Raw genomic sequence first — 19,393 nt, forward strand, 5'->3', positions numbered from 1 at the left:
CCAAGAGGAACCCACGCAATTGGAAGGATTACTGCTGCGGCAATTGTCATCGGATCAAAAGAGAGTTCCACAAACTCACTATCTGAGCATGGTTTTGAGCCAAACCATAATGATTTAGAACATTTTGCGACATGAGGAGCGAACCTGCCGCTATTGTTAACTCGATATGAACCTAAAGTAAGCCTTTTCGATGAGCCTGATACATTTGGAGAAATGTTATTAAAGACCCACTCCTCGTCTTTCTTAACCAGATCCGCATAAAGTTTAACGTTCTTAGTCTGGCTATAATTCGGGGTTTGTACTTGTTTCGGGTCAAACTGACTTGTCGCGCACCCTGCTAACGTAGCGGTTACGGCTGTCCCTAATAAAATATTCCTAATTAAGCTCATTTCCATTCTGTCCTTTACATCATAAAAAATCAAAGGTGCGGATAATAGTGTTTACCGTAATTGGAAACAATAGGTTGGTGTATAAGTGGTTAATAATCAGTTGTTTAGGGCAAATAAAGGACAGGTGTAGCTCAAATAAAAGGCAAGTACTTGATGCAAGTCGCTTTTGGCACCTTTAGTTTCGGAAGTATATGTTTGAATTTTAAAATAATGCCCACGTGAAGCGGGCATTTAAATTTTAGTTTTAATAGCTACCTGTTAGTTGGATGTATATTTAAACTCCGCTTGGAATGTTTCACCTGTTTCCGCAATCTCGAAAGAGAGTTCAATTTGTGCCGTCTCCTGATTGGTATCAGCAGGAGACATTATAAAAATTGAAACCATTCTGTTGGACTTTATAGTAATGTCCTGAGAATGATCTAATTTTTCATTAGGCTCCGTTGAATAGTTAAAGTTGTAGACTTCTAGAATAGGTTCAACAACATTATTGGTGTCTCTAATTTCAATGTTCGTCATTGTAAAATCGGCGTGGTCGGCATGAAGGTAATAGATCGCCAATATTTGGGAACCATCACCAGGTTCATTTAATAGTGGCTCTATCACCTCGTTGGTCTCGTAAGGAAACTCAACTTCGGTAGGCAAAAATGAGGTAATTGAAACACGTTCTAAACGAGTGGCAGCAACCGGCGCTTCAAAGTTAATAACTGCTTCATCGCGTACACTCACATTTTCACCGTCAGAAACGACTAGACCAATGACAACTTCACCCACAAAGTTATCTTCGACAATTAAAGTTGGCTCTACCAGCTCTTTGCCAGAAATATAAGGAACTGAATTATAGTCGCCATTTACTGAGATTACATTCCACTGGTAAGTAATAGCGCTACTCTCGATGTCTGAGCTATTTGCACCGGACAATGTAACTCTTTCACCTGAAACAGCGGTTTTATCTTCACCAGCGTTAGCAACAGGCACTGCATTTTCTTTTGATCTTACCGTTAAGTGGCTTATTGATACTACTTCGTCATCCTGTAACAAGCGTAACTGGAATACAAATTTGCCATCGACATCCAAGTCAAAGCTAGGCGTTAATGTATTGGCATTAATTAATGTAGAAGAAGAGTTGTAAGGCGCGTTTATCAAATCCCAGGCCACAGTCACAGTTTCATCGACCCCAACACTGTTTGTACCATTTAACGTTATTGTTTCTCCTTTTTTGGCGAATATTTCACTATCTGTAAATGCGACTACGTCCGTTTTCTCTTCAAAAACATAGAACCAACCAGAAGAAACCGTTACGTTATTGCCATTATTACCGTCGTACGTACGAAGTTGAACACTATAGAACCCCGGTTGTGTAGGCGTTAGTGATTGAGTCGCCGTAGCTGAGTTTTGAATTTGTAGCATTGAAGTAGGTGGCTGGTAGGCTATTTTCCACTTATAGGTTAATAAATCATCTTCAGCATCATAAGAGTTAGTGCCATCTAATGTGATTGATTCGCCAAGTTGAATAAAATGAGGATTTTCAACTCTTGATTCAGGGATCATATTGGTAGTGGAATCAAAGAGTGTCACATAGATCGATTCCACAGCCCCGTAACCTTCGTCATCTTTCGCCGTTACAAAAATTTGGTATGTACCCGCTCTATCACCTGTAAATTCTGTTTCGGCTTTATCAATAATAGATGTCGATAAAGAAGGGCGACTGCGACTTGGGGCACTTCTTAACGCCCATGTATAATTTAGTGGTTTACCGTTTGGGGAGGTACTTTTGGCAAAATCTAATAATATAGGCTCATTCACTTTACCGTTGTATCTAGTTCTACCACCAATTTTATACCGGTATTCATACTGTTCTGCGATGTTAGCGGTGACCATCTCCGATTCGACTTCATTAAAGCCATCATTTACGGTTAATTTTGCCGTATATTCTCCTGCTACGTCGGGAACATAAGCAAGATAAGACTTGTCGTAAGTAAATCCAAGTAATTCACTTCCTTCTGGGACGCCCGTAATTTCCCAAAGATAATTAAATTCAGTGCTGTCTTCATCCGTTACATTGCTATAAATGTAAGCCTCACCACCAAAGTTAAACGTAATATCAATTTCAGCTTCTACTGTGGGTGCCGAGTTTGGGGCTACAGTTACAGTATGGGTAACAGCTTCACTGTTGTTTATACGGTCACTAATAATTAATTGTATAATATAGTCACCTGCTACATCTGGAGTAAAACTAGAAAGCTGAGACTGGGGTAATTCATCGTTAGTTAAAGTACTAGTTTCAGGAACTAGGGAAAACGACCAAGTGTAGTTCAACGGGTCACCTTCTTCATCAAAACTATTTTCGGCGCTTAAAAGGAAGGCTTCACCTTGTTTGCCTGATTCCTGTGCCTTTATAGCCGCGACTGGTGCAGTATTAGGTTTAATTACTGTGACAATGACGGAATCTTGTTCACTGGTATCTGTACCATCATTTACTGACAAGGCAATTGTATATTCGCCCTCAATTTCGGGAGTAAATGTTGGGCTAACTGAGTTTTCAATTGTTAGATCTTTAGTTGGGCCAGAAACAATTGTCCATGAATATGTCAAAGCGTCGCCGTCCTCATCAGAACTCGCTGAACCATCAAGGGTTACTTCTTCTCCTATATTTACACTTAAATCTTTGCCAGCATCAGCTTTTGGAACACTATTTTCTGTAGTTTGAGTAGAATAATTCGTTTCAGATTGAGACGTATTATTTGTTCCCGGTTGTGTGTCGCTAGTTGTTTTATCTACGACAGATGTGCTTTCTTCGCTTCCTCCGCCTCCACAGCCTGTTAATACAGTCGCTATTAACAAACTAAGCAAGGGTTTTGACATAAACTTCATTAAGTTGTTTTCCTTCTTATTAAGTAGACTAAGTCCTTTTCCAAATATCGTTTGTGTTAATCAAATTTAGGTAGTGAAAGCTGGTGAAAAAGTGTGAATTAGTGTGAATGTCATTATTTATCATGTGTTTAATGTTTAAGAGGGTATGTCTTGATTTGCCTGTCACAACCGTATAATCTGCCCCGCCTTAACAAAATAAGAAATATAAGTAGTACGTTTTGAGATATAAAATAAATGGATTTTTGCTTTCTAAAGACTTAAGCAAAGCTAAAAAAGGAAATGCAGTTATTGTTTTTTCAACGCAGGAGCAAGAGGCGCTTAAGTTATTTTTTCAAGCCGAAGATGGATTTGTAGAAAGTCAAACTTTAGAGTCTCAAATATGGCAAGGACAAGTCGTTACTCCAAACTCTCTGCGTAAGCTTATCAGTGGCTTGAGGTTGAAGGTAAATGAAAAAGAGTCAATCAAAAACATTCGCGGAAAAGGTTACCAGCTAAACTTCCAAGTTTCGGAAGGGATGAATTGTCAGCTAGGCTCACCGATATTCCTTATATCATTTACAGCATCTTTCATTTTAGTTTTTGCATCTATCTTCTATTTACATTTCACAGACAAGCAGGGCACCCCCGAATTACCAAAAGTTTCACCCCAAACCGTTTTTCAATCGAACGATAACATCATCGATTATGCGACTTATAATGAGGCGTTATATGTTACGTCCCGCAATAAAAAGGAGTCTGTAGTTTATGAAGTTAGAAACCGACAAAAAACAAAGTTAATGTCTGCCGATTACAATGGCACGTACAGAGGAATAGAAATCCATAAAAGCGGACGGACGGCAATGCATGTCGTTGAAGGTGGAAAATGCAAAATCAAAATTTTTGAAAGACCAGTTTCAGAACTGCTTGATGAAATTCCTTGTAATAGATACAACGCCTACGCTTCATTTGACTGGATTAATAAAGATAAGCTTTATGTGACTTACAATGTGGAGCTTACTGCCGCAATTAGGCCATATGTCTATGACTTGAAAACCAAAACATTAGAACGTGTTACGACTATAAACTTTGATTCAGATAATAATCAAAGGTTTGTCGACGCATTCATTAAGGCACACCGTGATGGAATGATTACGATGCGAGAAAACCATCTAGGTGAGATGTCACTTGTTTATTTTAAGGGTGAAGAAAGAAAGGAACTATACAATTATCGTTCAATTTCCTATTCAGTTGGAATTGAAAATGACAACTTATACTTTATCAGTAATAACAACGAGCTGCTGAAGATAGAGTTAACTGAAGGTTTAATGCAAGAAGAAATTACTCCCACCGTAGTGCTAGCACCGCAAGCAAGTAAAATAGAGGACCCTCTTGTGTTAGACGGTGAGCTTTATTTTTCATTGGGAAATACAGCAAAAAACGTTATTCGCAGTGTGTCAGGTAACTTTTCATATGGTTTAGAAAATGGCGTTAAAGACTTTGCCTATTCAGAAGGGGTTTTATCGGTCCTCGCCACGACTAATACCGGCTACGCAGTTGAACAGATTAAAGATGGACAGGTCATTAGTTCTATTTACTTTGATACCGATATCAGCCTTGGGCACATAGCGTATTTTGGAGGAGATATATTTGTCGCTGGTGGTGCAGGTATCTATAAGCTAGTCGATAAACAGCCAATTCAAGTGAGTGAATTAAAAACAATAGAGTTGGTATCAACTGGCCAATGTATGCTTGCCGAAAGCAAAGGTATTCATAAATTCGATGCAGAGTCAGGTGCATTCACAAAATTAGAAACTCAGGGTAATCGACCATTTGCAAGTAAACTAGGCTGTTTATACGCAGGAAAACTTTCTGGAGACATATTTAATGAAAATCGGGAAGTGGTAGCGCAACAAACAATGATGAAGCTTTTGATCGAATATAAAGGCAAGATTGCTCATCGATATAACGAAGGAGAGAATACCGTTGTCCGAGATACGGAAACGGATGAGGTTCTTGTAAAAACAGAAAGCCGTGCTTTGGGTAATAAAATGGAGGCTTTTGAGGATGACATCCTGTACCTCACCAAAGATGAAGTTAATTCATCAATAGTAAAACTAAATTTCCTTTAACTTGCACGTGAGCTCTAAGAGTAGGGCTCATCAACTTAGTTTCTTTAAATACTTAAAAATACTTATCTAGGCAGATCGGAAAAAGTATTTTGCTGAATTTACGCTTTGGTTATTGAAAGTGCTTTAAGGAGAAATGGTGCCCCCACCTAGACTTGAACTAGGGACCTACCGATTATGAGTCGGGTGCTCTAACCAACTGAGCTATAGGGGCACTTATATGAAGCGGCAGGAAGTATAAGCAATGTTAAATTACTTGTCACTCCCTGTTTTTGCTTCAAGTTATTAATTGACCAATGATTAATCAATTTTTAGTCGGCGAATTGCCAGTAGTGTCAGGCCACACAGAAGTAATAGTGGTGAGCTTGAGCCACTTGATTCTTTTTTCGGTGGTTCTGGTGTTGGCATATCGTCGATGGAGGTTGCTGATTCTTTAATCGTTATGGTGGAAGACGCAGTCGCCGATTTACCAAATATATCGGTGACGGTCAGGGTCAACTTAAAGTCACCACTGGCATAGCCGTATAACGTTGCATCTAGCGTGTCAGCACCTTCAATGGTGGTGTTTTTACCTTGATTGTCGATTGACCACTGATAAAACAGCTCTTCGGTATCGTCATTGACGGTGGCAAAGGATCGCAGTGCTAACACATAGCCTTGATCTACGGTGAAGGCATTGAGTGAAACCGTTGGTGCCTCATTGCTTTCATCATCTACGATTCTGACCTCTAGTGTGGCGTCTTGAGTCGCCTCAGCAGGTACAAAGTCTGCAAGGGACAGCACAAGTGTTTCAACATTTTCACTAAGGTCATCATCGATGATTTCTAGCTTGAAGCTTTGTGTGCTTAATTCACCGTCGGCCCAGCTAAAACGGTTAGACTGCAAGGTAACATCATCGGTGACTTCAGGATCTGAACTTTCATCAACCACGACGCTCGCCTCGAGCGAACCATCCGAGCCGTATCTTCTTGCTAATTCAATATCTAATACGAGTTTGCCATCGGTAAAGTCCACGCCTTCGTATACTGTGATTCCGCGCTCAACAAATCGCAACAATCCGTAGTTTGGTCCACCTGGCATGACTGCGCTTGCGCCACGATTGGCACCAATGGTTGCGCCGCCAGTCACATTAAATAGTCTGATACCAAATTGCTCTGAGACTTCTGTTTCATCGGTATCTAAGGTCGAATTAATCATGATCTCACGAGGTGACATGTCACCGGCAGCCCATTCTAAAGTGCCTTTTGCTGGCGTGTAATCTTCTTCGTTGGCTGACTGGTGAATCGTTTCATAATCGACGGTAATAGCACCACGTTCACCATCGACACCGCCGACTCGATTGACGACAAATCTAGCCGGTTCGCCCTCGTTGATATTAAGCTTGGTTTCGGCAAATTCGACCGTTCCATGGACAGAGTCTAAGGTGTTGTCTTTTAGAATATAAAGACCTGAGTTAATGTCACTGACTAAGATAAGTCCGCTGGGTAAAAATGGATAAACGCCCCAGTTACCGTTAAAGCGCTGACCGTCCGAAGTCGGGAAAGTATCAAAATGGCCGACAATACTCGCGGTTGTTGGGTCAGTGATATCAAGAACCGTCAAACCACGTTCGTAGTTAGACATATAATATCGATTACCTCGGACGTAGCCATTGTGATCAATAGCGGGGCTTGGTCCTTCCCAGACGGCAAGCTGTTTGGGAGCGGTCAAATCACTGACATCAAAAATATATAGGTGCGTATTGTGACCATTTCTTACTTCATCGAGCTCGTCGTGAACAAAGATGGTTTTCTTGTCTTCGCTCCACCATCCAGAGTGAACGTACTGGACGTCGTTATAAGTCACATTGCCTAGTTCCGTCGTATTCTCCGGCACGGTTTGGTTCCATAGCCGTACTTCATTTTCGTTGAAGTCGATAAATACATCACAAAAACCGCCCATTTCATTACATTGGGTTTCTGCGCGGCTATCTTCTACCATCATTGAGGTACCGTCATGACTGTAATCCTCAGTGGTATTTTCAAAGCCTGTATAAGCTGCTTCTAGTTTTTCGGGATTGGTCAGGTGATAACTGCGCTGACTGCCTCCGTATTCGTTGGCCCCTAATACGTGTAATCTTGCTTCATAATCATTAATGGGTACGCCTGTCGAATAGTCGACGTTAGAAATATAAATGTTGTGTTGGCTTCGGTTGTCCAAATCACGATCAACTAACTTCACTTCTGGAAGGTGCGTCAAATCTATAATAGTGATGCCTTCAAAAGCACCATCAGCAGAGGAATAGGCATAAGCCTGCCAGCTTTTGGTTTCACGAGAAAAATACTGATAAACCTTAATATCACGCCAGTTGGTATTTTGCCCTTCTATATGACCGACTTCTTTTGGCTCTGCTGGGTTGCTGATATCAAACACGTGTACGCCTGTATTCACACCGAGTAAGGCATATTCAATCCCCGTGTTTAAGTCGACGTGTCCCCAAATGTCATTGGCCGAGTTTGGGTTACTGGACATATCAGGAAGCGGTAGGTGAGCGACTAAATCTAGATTTTGGCAGACGAACTCACCGGCTTTGCCATCGACACAAGGTACATTTGATTGTGCTTCACTAAGAGACTTAACCGCGGCGAGTTTTTGATTGAGGATTTTTCTATCTGCTTTGCTCATGGCCTTAGAGTCTTGAAGCGGAGAAAAGCCTTTGTTTTTTAACTCGTTGTGAAACTCACTAGGGATACCAGTAATATAAGTTGGAAAAGCTTTTGGGTTTGGCTTTTTGTACTGGCCGCCTTTTCCATATCCACCGCGTATCTTAACTAAGTCGTTTGTTAGATAAAAAATATTAGAGACATCTTTAAAGTGATAAGTGCCTTCTTCTACTTTGACGATATCGCCTTTGTTAGACATTTTGGCGGCGTAACCAATGGTTAAACAAGGTGTATCAATGTCTTCACATTCACCTGCGTCCACACCCGTTGTAGAAACATATCTAGGCTTGTCGTGTTCGGCGTGAGCCTGTACCTTATAAGAAAGGAATCCGCTCGCCGTATAGGCAGCAAGTAAAAATATAATTTTTTTCATCGTGTGTCCTTAGCCACTGTCCTTGGCATTGCTTGTATTAAACGCACGTTGATGAGATTTATCTGGATTTTTAACGCCTATATCACCATATTGGTTCATGTTTGAGTCAAATTGGCCGAAATAAACACCAAGGTACGTTAAATTTAGTATCAATTAAATTGAACAAAAAATCCGCAAAAAAATTGTAATTAAAATGCAACCGAGAGCGATTCTTGGTTACAATAATTTACGATTAACAATGAGTTATTATGTTAAGGAAGTATTTTGACCGCATTGAAGTTCTCTAAGGAAGGAGCCGATATATACGCCGCTATTGATAGCGACGCTGCCTTGCAACTACTTGACGAATCAGACGTGAAGGAGGCTTTTGCTGCGTCTGAATTTTGTGATGCCTTTTTAATTTTTGATGAATTGACGAGTTTTATCGAAAAAGGCAATGAGTTTATTGCATCGGTCAAGAAATCCGAAAACGATGAGCCTGTGTTTGGTCACCGCATCGCTGAATATCAAGATGCAAAGTTAACCGTGACGGTCGCCAAAGATAAAATGTCGGCCAAATTGCAAATTGAATCTGCCTTCGGCGGTGAAAACCCTTCTGTCGATGATGTAAAAGCGGCATGTCGTAAAGCAGGTGTTCGTTTTGGTATTAAGCGCTCTCGGGTTGAAGCCATTCTAGAAAAAACCTTCGACTCTCAACCAGGTGAAACCTTCGAAGCCAAAATTGCTTTTGGTAAATTACCCAAACATGGCAAAAATGCTTATTTTAAACCTCTTGTAGAATTGTTCTCTGACAAATTACGCCAGCCTTTAGAAAAAGAAGGTGGCAAAGTCGACCTGCGAGACTTAGGCGAAATTGAGACGGTTAAACCGGGTCAACAAATCTATCAAAAATTCCCACTAACAGAAGGCTTCCCGGGCATGAATGTGTTGGGTGAAGAGCTTCCACCGTCACCAGGTAAAGACATGATTTTGGAAGCCACTCAAGGCACCGAAATTGACCCGAATAACCCCAACGTTTTACTCGCCGCTCGAGAGGGTTTAGCGAGAGTCATCGAAAGCAGAATGGAAGTGGATAATGTTTATTCGCTGCCAGAGCTCACTCCAAAACAAGGCCACGTGAAGTTTAATGGCACCGTTATTATCTCAGGCGATGTCTCGCCAGAGATGAAGATCATTGCAACTGGTGATGTCGTGGTGGGTGGCTTTGTTGAGTCGGCTTTGATACGTTGCCAAGGTGAGTTAACCGTAATAGGTGGCGCTTCTGGCAAGTTATTAGAGCCTGAACAAGAGGATCGCCAATACAACTGTTTGTTAGAGTCTGGTTATCGCGTCAATATTGCGTTTGCTAACCAAATTGATATTCGCGCCAAACGCGATGTATTTGCTCACAAACAATTATCACACTGCAATATCATCGCAGCTTCTTTAAAAGTCGGGCAGGGGCTGACACCAAATGGCAAGTTAATTGGTGGCAACCTTATGGTGAGCAAAGGCGTAGAAGTGGGGCATTTAGGTGCTCCAGCTGGAGCCGACACCCATATTTCCCTCAATCGAACCTATCGTATCTTTAGACAAAAAGAAGATGCAATGTGGGCCAAAATTCAGCCTTATCAAGAAGACTTAGAAAGCTTAAGAGACAAAGGCAAAATGTTGATGAGCGCCGAGCAAAAAGAGCAACACAAAGCCAAGTTTAGAAAAGTTGAGAAAATAGTCGATAACCTTCAAGCTCAAAGAAAGCGCTTAATACAGCGTCGCCGCGACTATTTAGAAGCCTTGTCTGTGGTTGTCCATCATACTTTGTATAACGGTACTACGTTTGAAATAGGTGACAAAACGAAAGTGAATGACCGCCAACGTGGCCCATCGATTGTTCGTCTGAACGAATTTGTGTTGGAAATCGAACCTAAGCCCTAGAACAAATCAATCATCATACCTAAATTAATGTTTGTTCAGTTTGGCGCTTTGACTTGGGTTAATACCAATCCTCTAGCCTTTTGGAGAACGTGGGTGAACATTTTTTATTCAGCATGAAACAAATGATCAAGTCATTAGGTCTACTCGTACCATAAGGTGCCAGTGGTTTAGTCTACTCCTCGGCACTGTTTAGCAACCAGCGTCTTTTATACTGGTTGCGAGAATTTTGATTTGATTAGGATGTCTTGCTATGCACCGCACTCACTCACTTTGGTCGACGTTTTCCATCTCAGTCTTGTTGTCACTCGTTTTATGTCTAGGCCTAGCGGTTTTTCCAAAACAAGCAAAGGCCAGCGATATTTATCTTCCTTCATCCCTTGATTGGTTTAATGTCAGTCGCGACCTTACTGAGGACGACTTAAAAGGCAAAGTCGTGATCTTAGATTTTTGGACCTATGGTTGTGTTAACTGTGTGCATGTTTTGCCCGATCTTCACCAGCTCGAAAAAGATTTTGGTAATAAGCTGGCGGTGATCTCGGTTCACTCTCCAAAATTCGACAATGAAAAAAATCCCACCACCCTAAAAAACATCATCGCGCGTTATGAAATTCAACACGCCGTAGCGAATGACATTGATTTTAAAGTCTGGCGCGAGTTTGGGGTAAGAGCTTGGCCGACATTTGTCGTATTTGGTCCTGATGGAAAATACGCTGGGAAATTGTCAGGTGAAGGACACTATAAGTCGCTTAAACGCGCCACCGAATTACTACTTGAGCAATACGAAGGTAAAGTAAACGAAACGGCACTACCTGTTAAGCTAGAAACCATGCCTGATAGCTATCTAAAAGCGCCTGGTAATATTGTAGTTAATGATAAATATATCGCGATTGCTGACTCTCTTAATCATCGCATTGTGATCTCTGATCACACTGGCCAGGTTTTATATGAAGTGGGTAATGGCGAGGCTCAGTGGTTAGATGGCTCTTTTAAAAACGCGAGTTTGTTCCAACCACAAGGACTGGTGTTTAGTGATGAAAATACCTTGCTGGTGGCCGATACGGGAAACCATACGATCAGACGAATTGATCTGAAAAAACAAACCATTGTGACGTTAGCTGGTACAGGAAAACTAGGCAGAGATTACCGTTTGTATGACGACCCACTAAAAACCAGTTTGCGCTCTCCGTGGGCGCTCGCGTTGCGCAACAACGATTTATATATTGCGATGGCAGGAACACACCAGATTTGGCACCTGGATATGACCACCAATAAATTAAGCGTGTTTGCTGGTAGCGGCCGTGAACAGTTAACAGATGGAAGTTTGATGCAGGCAGCATTTAATCAGCCCTCTGGCTTGTATATACAAGGTGAAAAGCTTTATGTCGCGGATGCCGAAGCGTCGGCCATTCGAGTGATCGACATTGACCCAGCTATCAAAGACAAAAAGGTCGACACGGTCGTAGGAAAGGGTTTATTTGAGTTTGGTGATAAGGATGGCAATTTCAGAAGAGCCTTATTACAACATTCAAAAGGAGTCGTCGCGATTGACGATGAGACCTTGGTCATTGCGGATACTTATAATCACAAACTCAAGAAAGTGAATCTAAAACGGCGCTTTGTAGATACAATCGATGCTACTAAAGACCAATTAAATGAGCCTGGCGGTGTAGCGTTTTGGCAAAACAATGTGTTTGTTGCCGACACAAACAATCAAGCCATCAAGGTCTACGATATCAGTGCCGACAAACTTACAGAGTTAAAAATTAGGCCGCCTGTGCGCTAAAAGGTTCGGCTTTTTCGACGATTGCTTTGACGTTAAGTTGGTCGTGTAAGTCAACCACTTCACCAATGATGATCAGCGCCGGCGAGCCAATGTTGTGCTCTTTGGCCAAGCTATCTAGTTTGCTCAATTCGCCTGTCACTACGCGTTGATTTGGACGGGTGCCATTTTCGATAATAGCGACTGGCGTAGAAGGCGCACGGCCATGAGCAATCAAATTGTCTTTGATAGTGGCACTTCTGATCACGCCCATGTACACCACCAAGGTTTGTTTGGAAACGGCTAGTGATGCCCAGTTCGGACCTTGTTCACCTGCGGATGCGACAGCATCGTTGTTTTTACAATGACCAGTAATAAATTGTAAGGACTGAGCGTAATCGCGGTGCGTCAATGGAATGCCTGAAGAAGCTGAACACGCTGCCGCTGCGGTAATGCCAGGGATAACTTTGTAGGCAATACCGTGTTTTGCTAAAAGCTGAGCTTCTTCACCACCACGACCATAAATATACGGATCGCCGCCTTTTAAACGACAAACGACTTTGCCTTCCAAGGCTAATTCGACTAACAGCTCATTGATCTTGTTTTGTGGCATGGTGTGATTACCGGCTTTTTTACCAACTGAAATCATTTGCGCATCTTTGCGACATAAGTCCAAAATTGGCTGTGAAATCAAGTAATCATAAACAATCACATCGGCCATTTGCATGGTTTGTAGTGCTTTAATTGTTAACAGCTCTGGATCGCCAGGACCACCGCCCACCAAATATACGTGGCCACTTGATGACTGAGTTTGTGAGCTTTCTGAGTTATCGCCAAATTGGGCTAGTTGAGTCTCGAGTGTGTTCGATACTTCATCCCAGTTGCCTTGTGCTGCATTTTGGCTTGCAGGGCCTCTGAAGATCGTTTCCCAAAAATGACGACGACGTTGAAACGTCGAAATACTCGACTTTACTTTATGTCTGAATTCACCCGCTAATTTCGCGAGTTGCCCTGTCCAGGTTGGGAATTGGCGCTCTAACTGTTCTTTCCACAGTCTTGCTAATACGGGGGCTTTACCGTTTGAAGAAATCGCCACCGTCATTGGTGAGCGATCAATGATGGCTGGAAAGGTAAACCCGCATAGTTCTGGCTCATCCACAACGTTGACCCATATTCCCATGGACTCAGCGTGCTGTTTTATTTTTTGGTTTACTGAAAGGACATCCGTCGCAGCAATCACCAACACGTGATCGACGATATGGCCCGAATTGTATTCTGCCTCGATTAAAAGTAAACGATCTGGTTGGTCCGATGCCATTTCGATGAGCCGATCACAAATATAAGGCGCAACAACGGTGACACGAGCGTTAGCTTTTAACATGGATTGGACTTTGCGAAGCCCAACTTCACCACCGCCAACAACAAGCACTGGCTTGTTAGTGAGTTTTACAAAAATTGGAAATGATTCCATGGGTGTCCCCTAAACCTTATTACTCATAATCTACTAGATGCCGCCGCCGTTCTCATGCAGACCACATTCTCGAGTCAATCCAAAGAAGCGTGTTTCTTCTTCTGTCATGCCTGCTTCTAGCCTACGTGTTGTTTGCACGTCACCGACCGAAACATAACCTTCTTCCCAAAGCGGGTGATAAGGTAAGTCGTGTTTTTTGAGATATTCAAAAACGTCTTTATTCGACCATTCAAGAATCGGGTGAACCTTAAGAATTGGGTGATCTTGACCCGCGAGATGACTAATCTCTGCGAAAGGTTTGTTTGAACGCGACGTTGACTGGCCTTGGCGAATGCCACTGAACCAAGTTTGTGCGTTTAGGCTAGTAATAGCATTGCGCATCGGCTCAACTTTATTCATCTGGTTGTATTGTTTTATGCCGGCTTCACCTTGTGTCCACAATTGGCCAAATTTGGCTTCTTGCCATGCCGGTGATAAATCTGAGCGAAACACTTTTAGATTTAAGTTGAGTCGCTCAGTTAGCTCATCGATAAACTGATAGGTCTCAGGAAACAAGTAGCCTGTGTCGGTCAAAACAACGGGAATGTTTGGCATTTCTTGAGTTACTAAATGCAACATAACGGCCGCTTGAATACCAAAGCTCGAAGACAACATAAACTCGCTAGGTAGGTTTTCTAATGACCAGCGAACCCGCTCACTTGCACTTTGATTGGCAAGTGAGTTGTTGATGGCGACCAGTTCTTCTGATCCTAAATCAGAGGTAAGCTGGCCGGGTGAAAGCTGAAATGACATAGTGTGTTCCTGAGTCCTTATTTCACCGTTTATGCGTGAAAGTCTTTACCTTCAACAGTGGCTTTGATGACACCTGAGCGAACCACAAAATCACCAAAGCGCTCGTTGTCATTGCGATTTGCCGCGTATTGAGCAAATAGGTTGTCGAGTTCGGTTAGGATCTCAGTCTCATCGATGTTTTCTTTGTACATTTTGTTTAAGCGCGTGCCCAAACCATCAGCACCTAAATACATGTTGTACTTACCAGGACCTTTACCAATAAACGCGATTTCGGCAGCAAACGGACGAGCACAGCCATTTGGACAGCCGGTCATTCGCAGTACGATATCTTGTTCGGTGATGGCGTGTTTAGCTGCAAGGGCGTCAATCTTGTCGATAAGTTCTGGCAAGTAACGCTCAGACTCGGCCATCGCTAGTGCACAAGTCGGCAACGCCACACAAGCCATTGAGTTACCGCGAATCGGGCTAACCCCACCTTCATCTAAAGTTCGGTGTAAACCATATTGTTTGGTTAGGCCTTCAATCATCTGCTTTTGTTCCTCAGGAACATTAGCAATGATGATGTTTTGGTTGGCGGTCATTCTAAAGTCGCCTTTGTGAACTTTGGCGATTTCACGAAGACCTGTTTTTAGCTGACGTTGTTCGGTATCAATAATTCGACCATTCTCAATGAACAAGGTTAAATGCCATTGGTTGTCCACGCCTTTTGTCCAGCCTAAACGGTCGCCCTGAAGGGTGAAATTAACTGGCTTAGGTGCTTCAAACGTTAAGCCTGTATGTGCAACGACGGCATCGCGGAACGCATCGATACCAACGCGGTCAATCGTGTACTTAAGACGAGCGTGTTTGCGGCTTTCTCGGTTACCAAGGTCGCGCTGTGCTTTTACGACACCTTCTGATACCAAAATGGCATTTTCTTTACTGACAAAACCTAAATCAGTCGCCAAACGTGGGTATGTCGTCACATCACCATGTGTAGTGCCCATGCCGCCACCAACAACAACGTTAAAACCTAACAGTTCTGCGTCTTTGCCTTCGCCTTCAACGATGGCAATTAAGCCTAGATCATTTGTATATACATCTACGTCATTGTGCGGAGGAATAGCGACCGCCGCTTTAAACTTACGCGGTAAGTATGTTGGTCCGTATACCGGCTCTTGCTCTGATTCTTCACCTATATCAAGCTTTTCACCGTCTAACCAAATCTCTGCGTAAGCGCGGGTTTTTGGTAATAAGTGCTCAGAAATACTTTTGGTGATGTCATACACTTCTTGATGAACATAAGAGTCAACCGGGTTGGTGTTACACAACATGTTGCGGTTTACGTCACCACACGCCGCGAGTGAGTCTAAACCAATGTCGTTCAGGCCGCTGATCACATTTTTAATGTTTGGTTTTAACATGCCGTGGTATTGGAACGTTTGACGTGTGGTTAGGCGCAATGAGCCATACAGAGTGTAATCCTCTGCCATTTTGTCGATAGCTAACCACTGCTCAGCTGTCGCAACACCACCAGGCACACGAGCACGTAACATAAAGCTATATAGAGGCTCTAGTTTTTGCTCACGACGTTCGTCTCTAACATCACGGTCATCTTGCTGATAAAAACCGTGGAACTTGGTTAGCTGAGTGTCATCTTCTGCAAGCGCACCGGTCACTTTGTCTTGAAGACCTTCACTGATGGTACCGCGCAAATAATTACTTTTAGTTTTGATGCCTTCGTTGACGGCTAATTTTGTTTTGTCGTTGGTTGATTGGCTCATTAGTAAACGTCCTTTTGGAATCGTTGGGCTTGGCGAAGCTGCTCTAAATACTCAATTGCGCTTGCTTCGTCTTGGTCGCCATGAGTCTGAATAATTTGTAATAGGGCGTTGTGTACATCTTTGGCCATGTAATTGGCATCACCACAAATATAAATATGGGCGCCTTTTTCTAGCCATTCAAAAACGTGTTGGCCTTGCTCTAATAGTCGGTCTTGGACGTACACTTTGTTAGCTTGGTCACGAGAGAAGGCAACATCGAAACGGTTTAATAAGCCATTGTCACGGTATTTAACTAGCTCTGCTTGATACAAGAAGTCGGTGGTGAAATGAGGGTTACCAAAGAACAGCCAGTTTTCACCATCTGCATTTTGTGCGTCGCGTTCTTGTAAAAAGGCTCTAAACGGCGCGATTCCTGTACCTGGGCCAATCATGATCACTGGCGTTGCAGGATCCGCTGGAAGTCTGAAGTTATTATTGGCTTGGACATACACGTTCACTGTTTCTGCTTCTTCAGCACGATAAGCTAAAAACCCAGATGCACCACCTAGACGCGACTCGCCATTATTTTCATATTCAACAACGGCAACCGTTAAGTGAACTTCGTCTTCCACTTCGGCTTGGCTACTCGCGATAGAGTAAAGTCTTGGTGTTAGTTTTTGTAGGCCCGCAACGAGTTGCTCGGCACTGACACTATCAGTAGGTGCAGGGAATTCGACTAAGAGATCGATAAGTTGGCGATCGGCACAGAATTCGCGAAGCGCTGCTTTGTCTTCACCTAGCGCAGTCAATTCATCAGACTGAATAAGTGCACCGTAGTGCTTAACAAAGTTCGGGTGCAGTAACGTCAGCTCTAGGTGCGTCGTGAGTAACGTTGCTAGAGAGTAAGACTCACCTTGCCACTCAACTTGCTGTTCGCCGTTTAATCGTAGTGATTTAAGAATCGCGTCCACGAGTGCACTATCATTGTCGAACCACACACCCAAAGCGTCACCTGGTTGATAAGTAATACCACTGTCTTCAAGTGACAATTCGATATGACGAATATTCTTCTGGCTACCACGGGCCGTGATTTTTTGATTTGCCAAAATTGGCGCGGCAAAAGGGTGCTGACGGTTGTAAGCCGATGTCGTCGCTTGTTCAAATGGTAACACTTGTGCTGTGTTTGACGTGCTAGCCTCACCATTAATCGCTTTAAGAGCCTGACCAAACTGTTCAACCGTTGCGTCTATCCAGTTATTAGCGGCTTGCTCAAAGTCAACATCACACTCAACGATATCCGCTAGACGAGTGGCGCCTAATGCTGCCAGCTGTTGATCAAAATCGTGACCGGTTTTACAGAAAAACTCGTAGCTGCTGTCGCCAAGTGCTAAAACTGAGTATTTTAAGTTGTCCAGTTTTGGCGCTTTTTTCCCAAAGATAAACTTGTGCAGTGTCACGGCGTCATCAGGTGCATCACCTTCACCATGTGTACTCACGATGATAGTGACAAACTGCTCTTTTTTAAGGGCGTTTGGTTTGAAGTCCGCCATGTTAACCAATTCAACTGCCAAGCCATTTTGTGCGGCTTTTTGTTCAAGCTGATTAGCGATACCGCGAGCATTACCGGTTTGAGAACCAACTAAAATAGTAAGTTTGGCCGATGGTGTCGGTACGACTGCGGCGGTTGCATTTACTCCGCCTTGAGCTTGGCTTGATGCTGCCAAGTAGCCACTGACCCAAGCTTGCTGAATAGGGTTAAGTTGCGCCACAAGTTGGTTCAACTGATTAATTTGCTCTGCGTTCAATGGCGACGCAGATGCATGAAGAGATTGTACAAGTTGTGTAAGGCCCATTATGAAAGCTTCTTGTTCGATTGTTGTTGGTATTTTTGTCTAAGGCTGATTGTAGAAACGATTGTTTAAAACAATAAAGAGCCTAATGTTTACTGAATATTCCAAAAAGTTATAAAAAAAGACAACGCCACTAATTTCGGGGCTTTGAGGTCGGACCGGGTTTATATGTTTTTTTTCTATGAGTTAGAACAAAAAGCGTTTAGGCTATCCGGATAATAAAAATAAGGCTTTGGAGTTGTCATTTAGATGTCAATATTATCCAGCGGTAAAAGCCAACGTCAGTTTTTAGTTGTCTTTAATCCCACCACAAATCGAGTTCGAAAGCGTCGCCTTGCCAAATTAATCACGGCGTTAAAAGAGCGCAATTATCAATGGTCTCTTTATGCTACCGAGCAGGCTTTGCATGCCAATGGCGCAGTATTACGAACAAAACTTAAAGATGTGACTGATCTGATAGTCGTGGGCGGTGATGGGACCTTTAATATCGTCATCAACAGTTTGCCGTTTGACGTCGTGTCCAAAACCGTGCCATTGCGAATAGGTCTGCTACCTGCAGGTACCGGTAATGATTTTGCTCGGGGTTGGTACGACCCTTCTTTAACAGAAGAAGCCCTAATTGATATTGTTTTGTCAGAAAAAACCACGCTAATGCACTTAGGCGAATGTGAGATGGTGCAAAGTACTCGCCTGTTTCACAATGTCATGGGCGCAGGTTTTGATGCGATGATTTCGAAAGAGCTGGAGAACAAAAAAACCTTGTTTCGCAGCCTGAGCTATTTGCTATCAGCATTGAAATATATACCTTTTTATCAAGAGCCTAAATGTAATTATCAGTCGTCAAAGAGCAAACGAGAGTACTTTAATTTGCTGACGGCTTTTGGCAATTCACGTTACTTTGGGGGTGGCTTGCCTATTACACCCGATGCAAAAGCAACAGCTGAATCGATTCAGGTGGTTTCTGTACCAAAACTACCTTTGTTCACCAAATTGCACTTATTGACTGAGCTGCTAAAAGGCAAACATACGCTTTCATCACATATATACAGTGAATGTTTGTCTGAGGGTGAGACAGCGCAGATTCTGACAGATGGACTTGAGTTAGAAGCGGATGGTGAGTTTATTGGCTATTCACCCTGTAAAGTCAGTGTTTCTGATTATTGGTTACACATGAAGTGTGAATAAAAAAACGGCGCGCTCTTAAGTTAAGAGCAAGCGCCGTTTGTTACGTTTTTTAATTTGGCTATCTAGTTATTTAGCTAATTGGCTATTTCAAAGCATCTCTTTACTAGAAGAAAGAAGAGGTTTGAAAGCACATTCCTATTAGACATTAAACTTTATGAGTAAAATTTAGAAGTTAACAACGAGTGTCACTGCTGTTTCGGTGTCGGTTTTTTCCAAACCTTCGTCTACATCCGAGTTAGT

At 42.7% G+C, this 19,393-nt stretch carries 11 protein-coding genes and 1 tRNA gene; 4 read left to right on the forward strand and 8 right to left on the reverse strand.

The genetic code is table 11. The features are described from left to right. Nucleotides 1–395, reverse strand: a 395-nt coding sequence (locus tag AC4E96_RS12260; protein ID WP_490256018.1) for a hypothetical protein, incomplete at its 3' end; no start/stop codon positions are given. A 252-nt stretch (nucleotides 396–647) separates the two neighbouring features. Then, a complete protein-coding gene (locus tag AC4E96_RS12265; protein WP_490256019.1) occupies nucleotides 648–3,260 on the reverse strand; it encodes a PKD domain-containing protein in 2,613 nt (870 codons plus the stop codon). A 218-nt stretch (nucleotides 3,261–3,478) separates the two neighbouring features. On the opposite strand from AC4E96_RS12265, the gene AC4E96_RS12270 reads away from it, so the two are divergent. After that, a complete protein-coding gene (locus AC4E96_RS12270; RefSeq protein WP_490256020.1) occupies nucleotides 3,479–5,368 on the forward strand; it encodes a winged helix-turn-helix domain-containing protein in 1,890 nt (629 codons plus the stop codon). Between the two features lie 134 nt (nucleotides 5,369–5,502). On the opposite strand, the gene AC4E96_RS12275 is transcribed toward AC4E96_RS12270, so the two are convergent. Then, nucleotides 5,503–5,579: transfer RNA gene (locus AC4E96_RS12275), tRNA-Ile, on the reverse strand. Nucleotides 5,580–5,665: 86 nt separating this feature from the next. Next, entirely contained in the window at nucleotides 5,666–8,440 is a 2,775-nt protein-coding gene (locus AC4E96_RS12280; protein ID WP_490256021.1) for a choice-of-anchor B family protein, read from the reverse strand. A gap of 264 nt (nucleotides 8,441–8,704) precedes the next feature. Here AC4E96_RS12280 and AC4E96_RS12285 point away from each other — a divergent pair, with 264 nt between their 5' ends. Together AC4E96_RS12285 and AC4E96_RS12290 are read left to right on the forward strand one after the other, a co-directional pair. Then, nucleotides 8,705–10,354, forward strand: a complete 1,650-nt coding sequence (locus AC4E96_RS12285) for a flagellar assembly protein A (RefSeq protein ID WP_490256022.1) — start codon at nucleotides 8,705–8,707, stop codon at nucleotides 10,352–10,354. Between the two features lie 250 nt (nucleotides 10,355–10,604). Beyond that, entirely contained in the window at nucleotides 10,605–12,137 is a 1,533-nt protein-coding gene (locus AC4E96_RS12290; protein WP_490256023.1) for a thioredoxin-like domain-containing protein, read from the forward strand. On the opposite strand, the gene cysG is transcribed toward AC4E96_RS12290, so the two are convergent. Genes cysG through AC4E96_RS12310 form a run of 4 tightly spaced genes read right to left on the reverse strand, consistent with a single transcriptional unit; the run spans nucleotide 12,118 to nucleotide 17,971 of the window. Then, nucleotides 12,118–13,584 (reverse strand): siroheme synthase CysG, encoded by a 1,467-nt coding sequence (gene cysG, locus AC4E96_RS12295; protein ID WP_490256024.1) that lies wholly within the window; start codon nucleotides 13,582–13,584, stop codon nucleotides 12,118–12,120. The two genes, AC4E96_RS12290 and cysG, sit on opposite strands and share 20 nt — an antisense overlap. Before the next feature lie 33 nt (nucleotides 13,585–13,617). Then, nucleotides 13,618–14,376 carry a phosphoadenylyl-sulfate reductase gene (locus AC4E96_RS12300; RefSeq protein WP_490256025.1) on the reverse strand — a complete coding sequence of 253 codons (759 nt, stop codon included), beginning with the start codon at nucleotides 14,374–14,376 and terminating at the stop codon, nucleotides 13,618–13,620. Nucleotides 14,377–14,405: 29 nt separating this feature from the next. Then, nucleotides 14,406–16,139: an assimilatory sulfite reductase (NADPH) hemoprotein subunit gene (gene cysI, locus AC4E96_RS12305; RefSeq protein WP_490256026.1), complete on the reverse strand. Its 1,734-nt coding sequence runs from the start codon at nucleotides 16,137–16,139 to the stop codon at nucleotides 14,406–14,408. Beyond that, on the reverse strand, nucleotides 16,139–17,971 hold the full coding sequence (locus AC4E96_RS12310) for an assimilatory sulfite reductase (NADPH) flavoprotein subunit (protein WP_490256027.1): 1,833 nt from the start codon (nucleotides 17,969–17,971) through the stop codon (nucleotides 16,139–16,141). The genes cysI and AC4E96_RS12310 overlap by 1 nt, the downstream gene beginning before the upstream one ends. 246 nt (nucleotides 17,972–18,217) lie before the next feature. On the opposite strand from AC4E96_RS12310, the gene AC4E96_RS12315 reads away from it, so the two are divergent. Next, nucleotides 18,218–19,153 (forward strand): diacylglycerol/lipid kinase family protein, encoded by a 936-nt coding sequence (locus tag AC4E96_RS12315; RefSeq protein WP_488033649.1) that lies wholly within the window; start codon nucleotides 18,218–18,220, stop codon nucleotides 19,151–19,153. Nucleotides 19,154–19,393 lie beyond the last annotated feature (240 nt).

It is taken from the genome of Psychrosphaera sp., from assembly GCF_982872775.1.

Coding starts and splice junctions, on each gene's coding strand:
- AC4E96_RS12300 (WP_490256025.1), bottom strand. CDS start 14,376: ATGTCATTTCAGCTTTCACCCGGCCAGCTTACCTCTGATTTAGGATCA.
- AC4E96_RS12265 (WP_490256019.1), bottom strand. CDS start 3,260: ATGAAGTTTATGTCAAAACCCTTGCTTAGTTTGTTAATAGCGACTGTA.
- AC4E96_RS12280 (WP_490256021.1), bottom strand. CDS start 8,440: ATGAAAAAAATTATATTTTTACTTGCTGCCTATACGGCGAGCGGATTC.
- AC4E96_RS12315 (WP_488033649.1), top strand. CDS start 18,218: ATGTCAATATTATCCAGCGGTAAAAGCCAACGTCAGTTTTTAGTTGTC.
- cysI (WP_490256026.1), bottom strand. CDS start 16,139: ATGAGCCAATCAACCAACGACAAAACAAAATTAGCCGTCAACGAAGGC.
- AC4E96_RS12310 (WP_490256027.1), bottom strand. CDS start 17,971: ATGGGCCTTACACAACTTGTACAATCTCTTCATGCATCTGCGTCGCCA.
- cysG (WP_490256024.1), bottom strand. CDS start 13,584: ATGGAATCATTTCCAATTTTTGTAAAACTCACTAACAAGCCAGTGCTT.
- AC4E96_RS12290 (WP_490256023.1), top strand. CDS start 10,605: ATGCACCGCACTCACTCACTTTGGTCGACGTTTTCCATCTCAGTCTTG.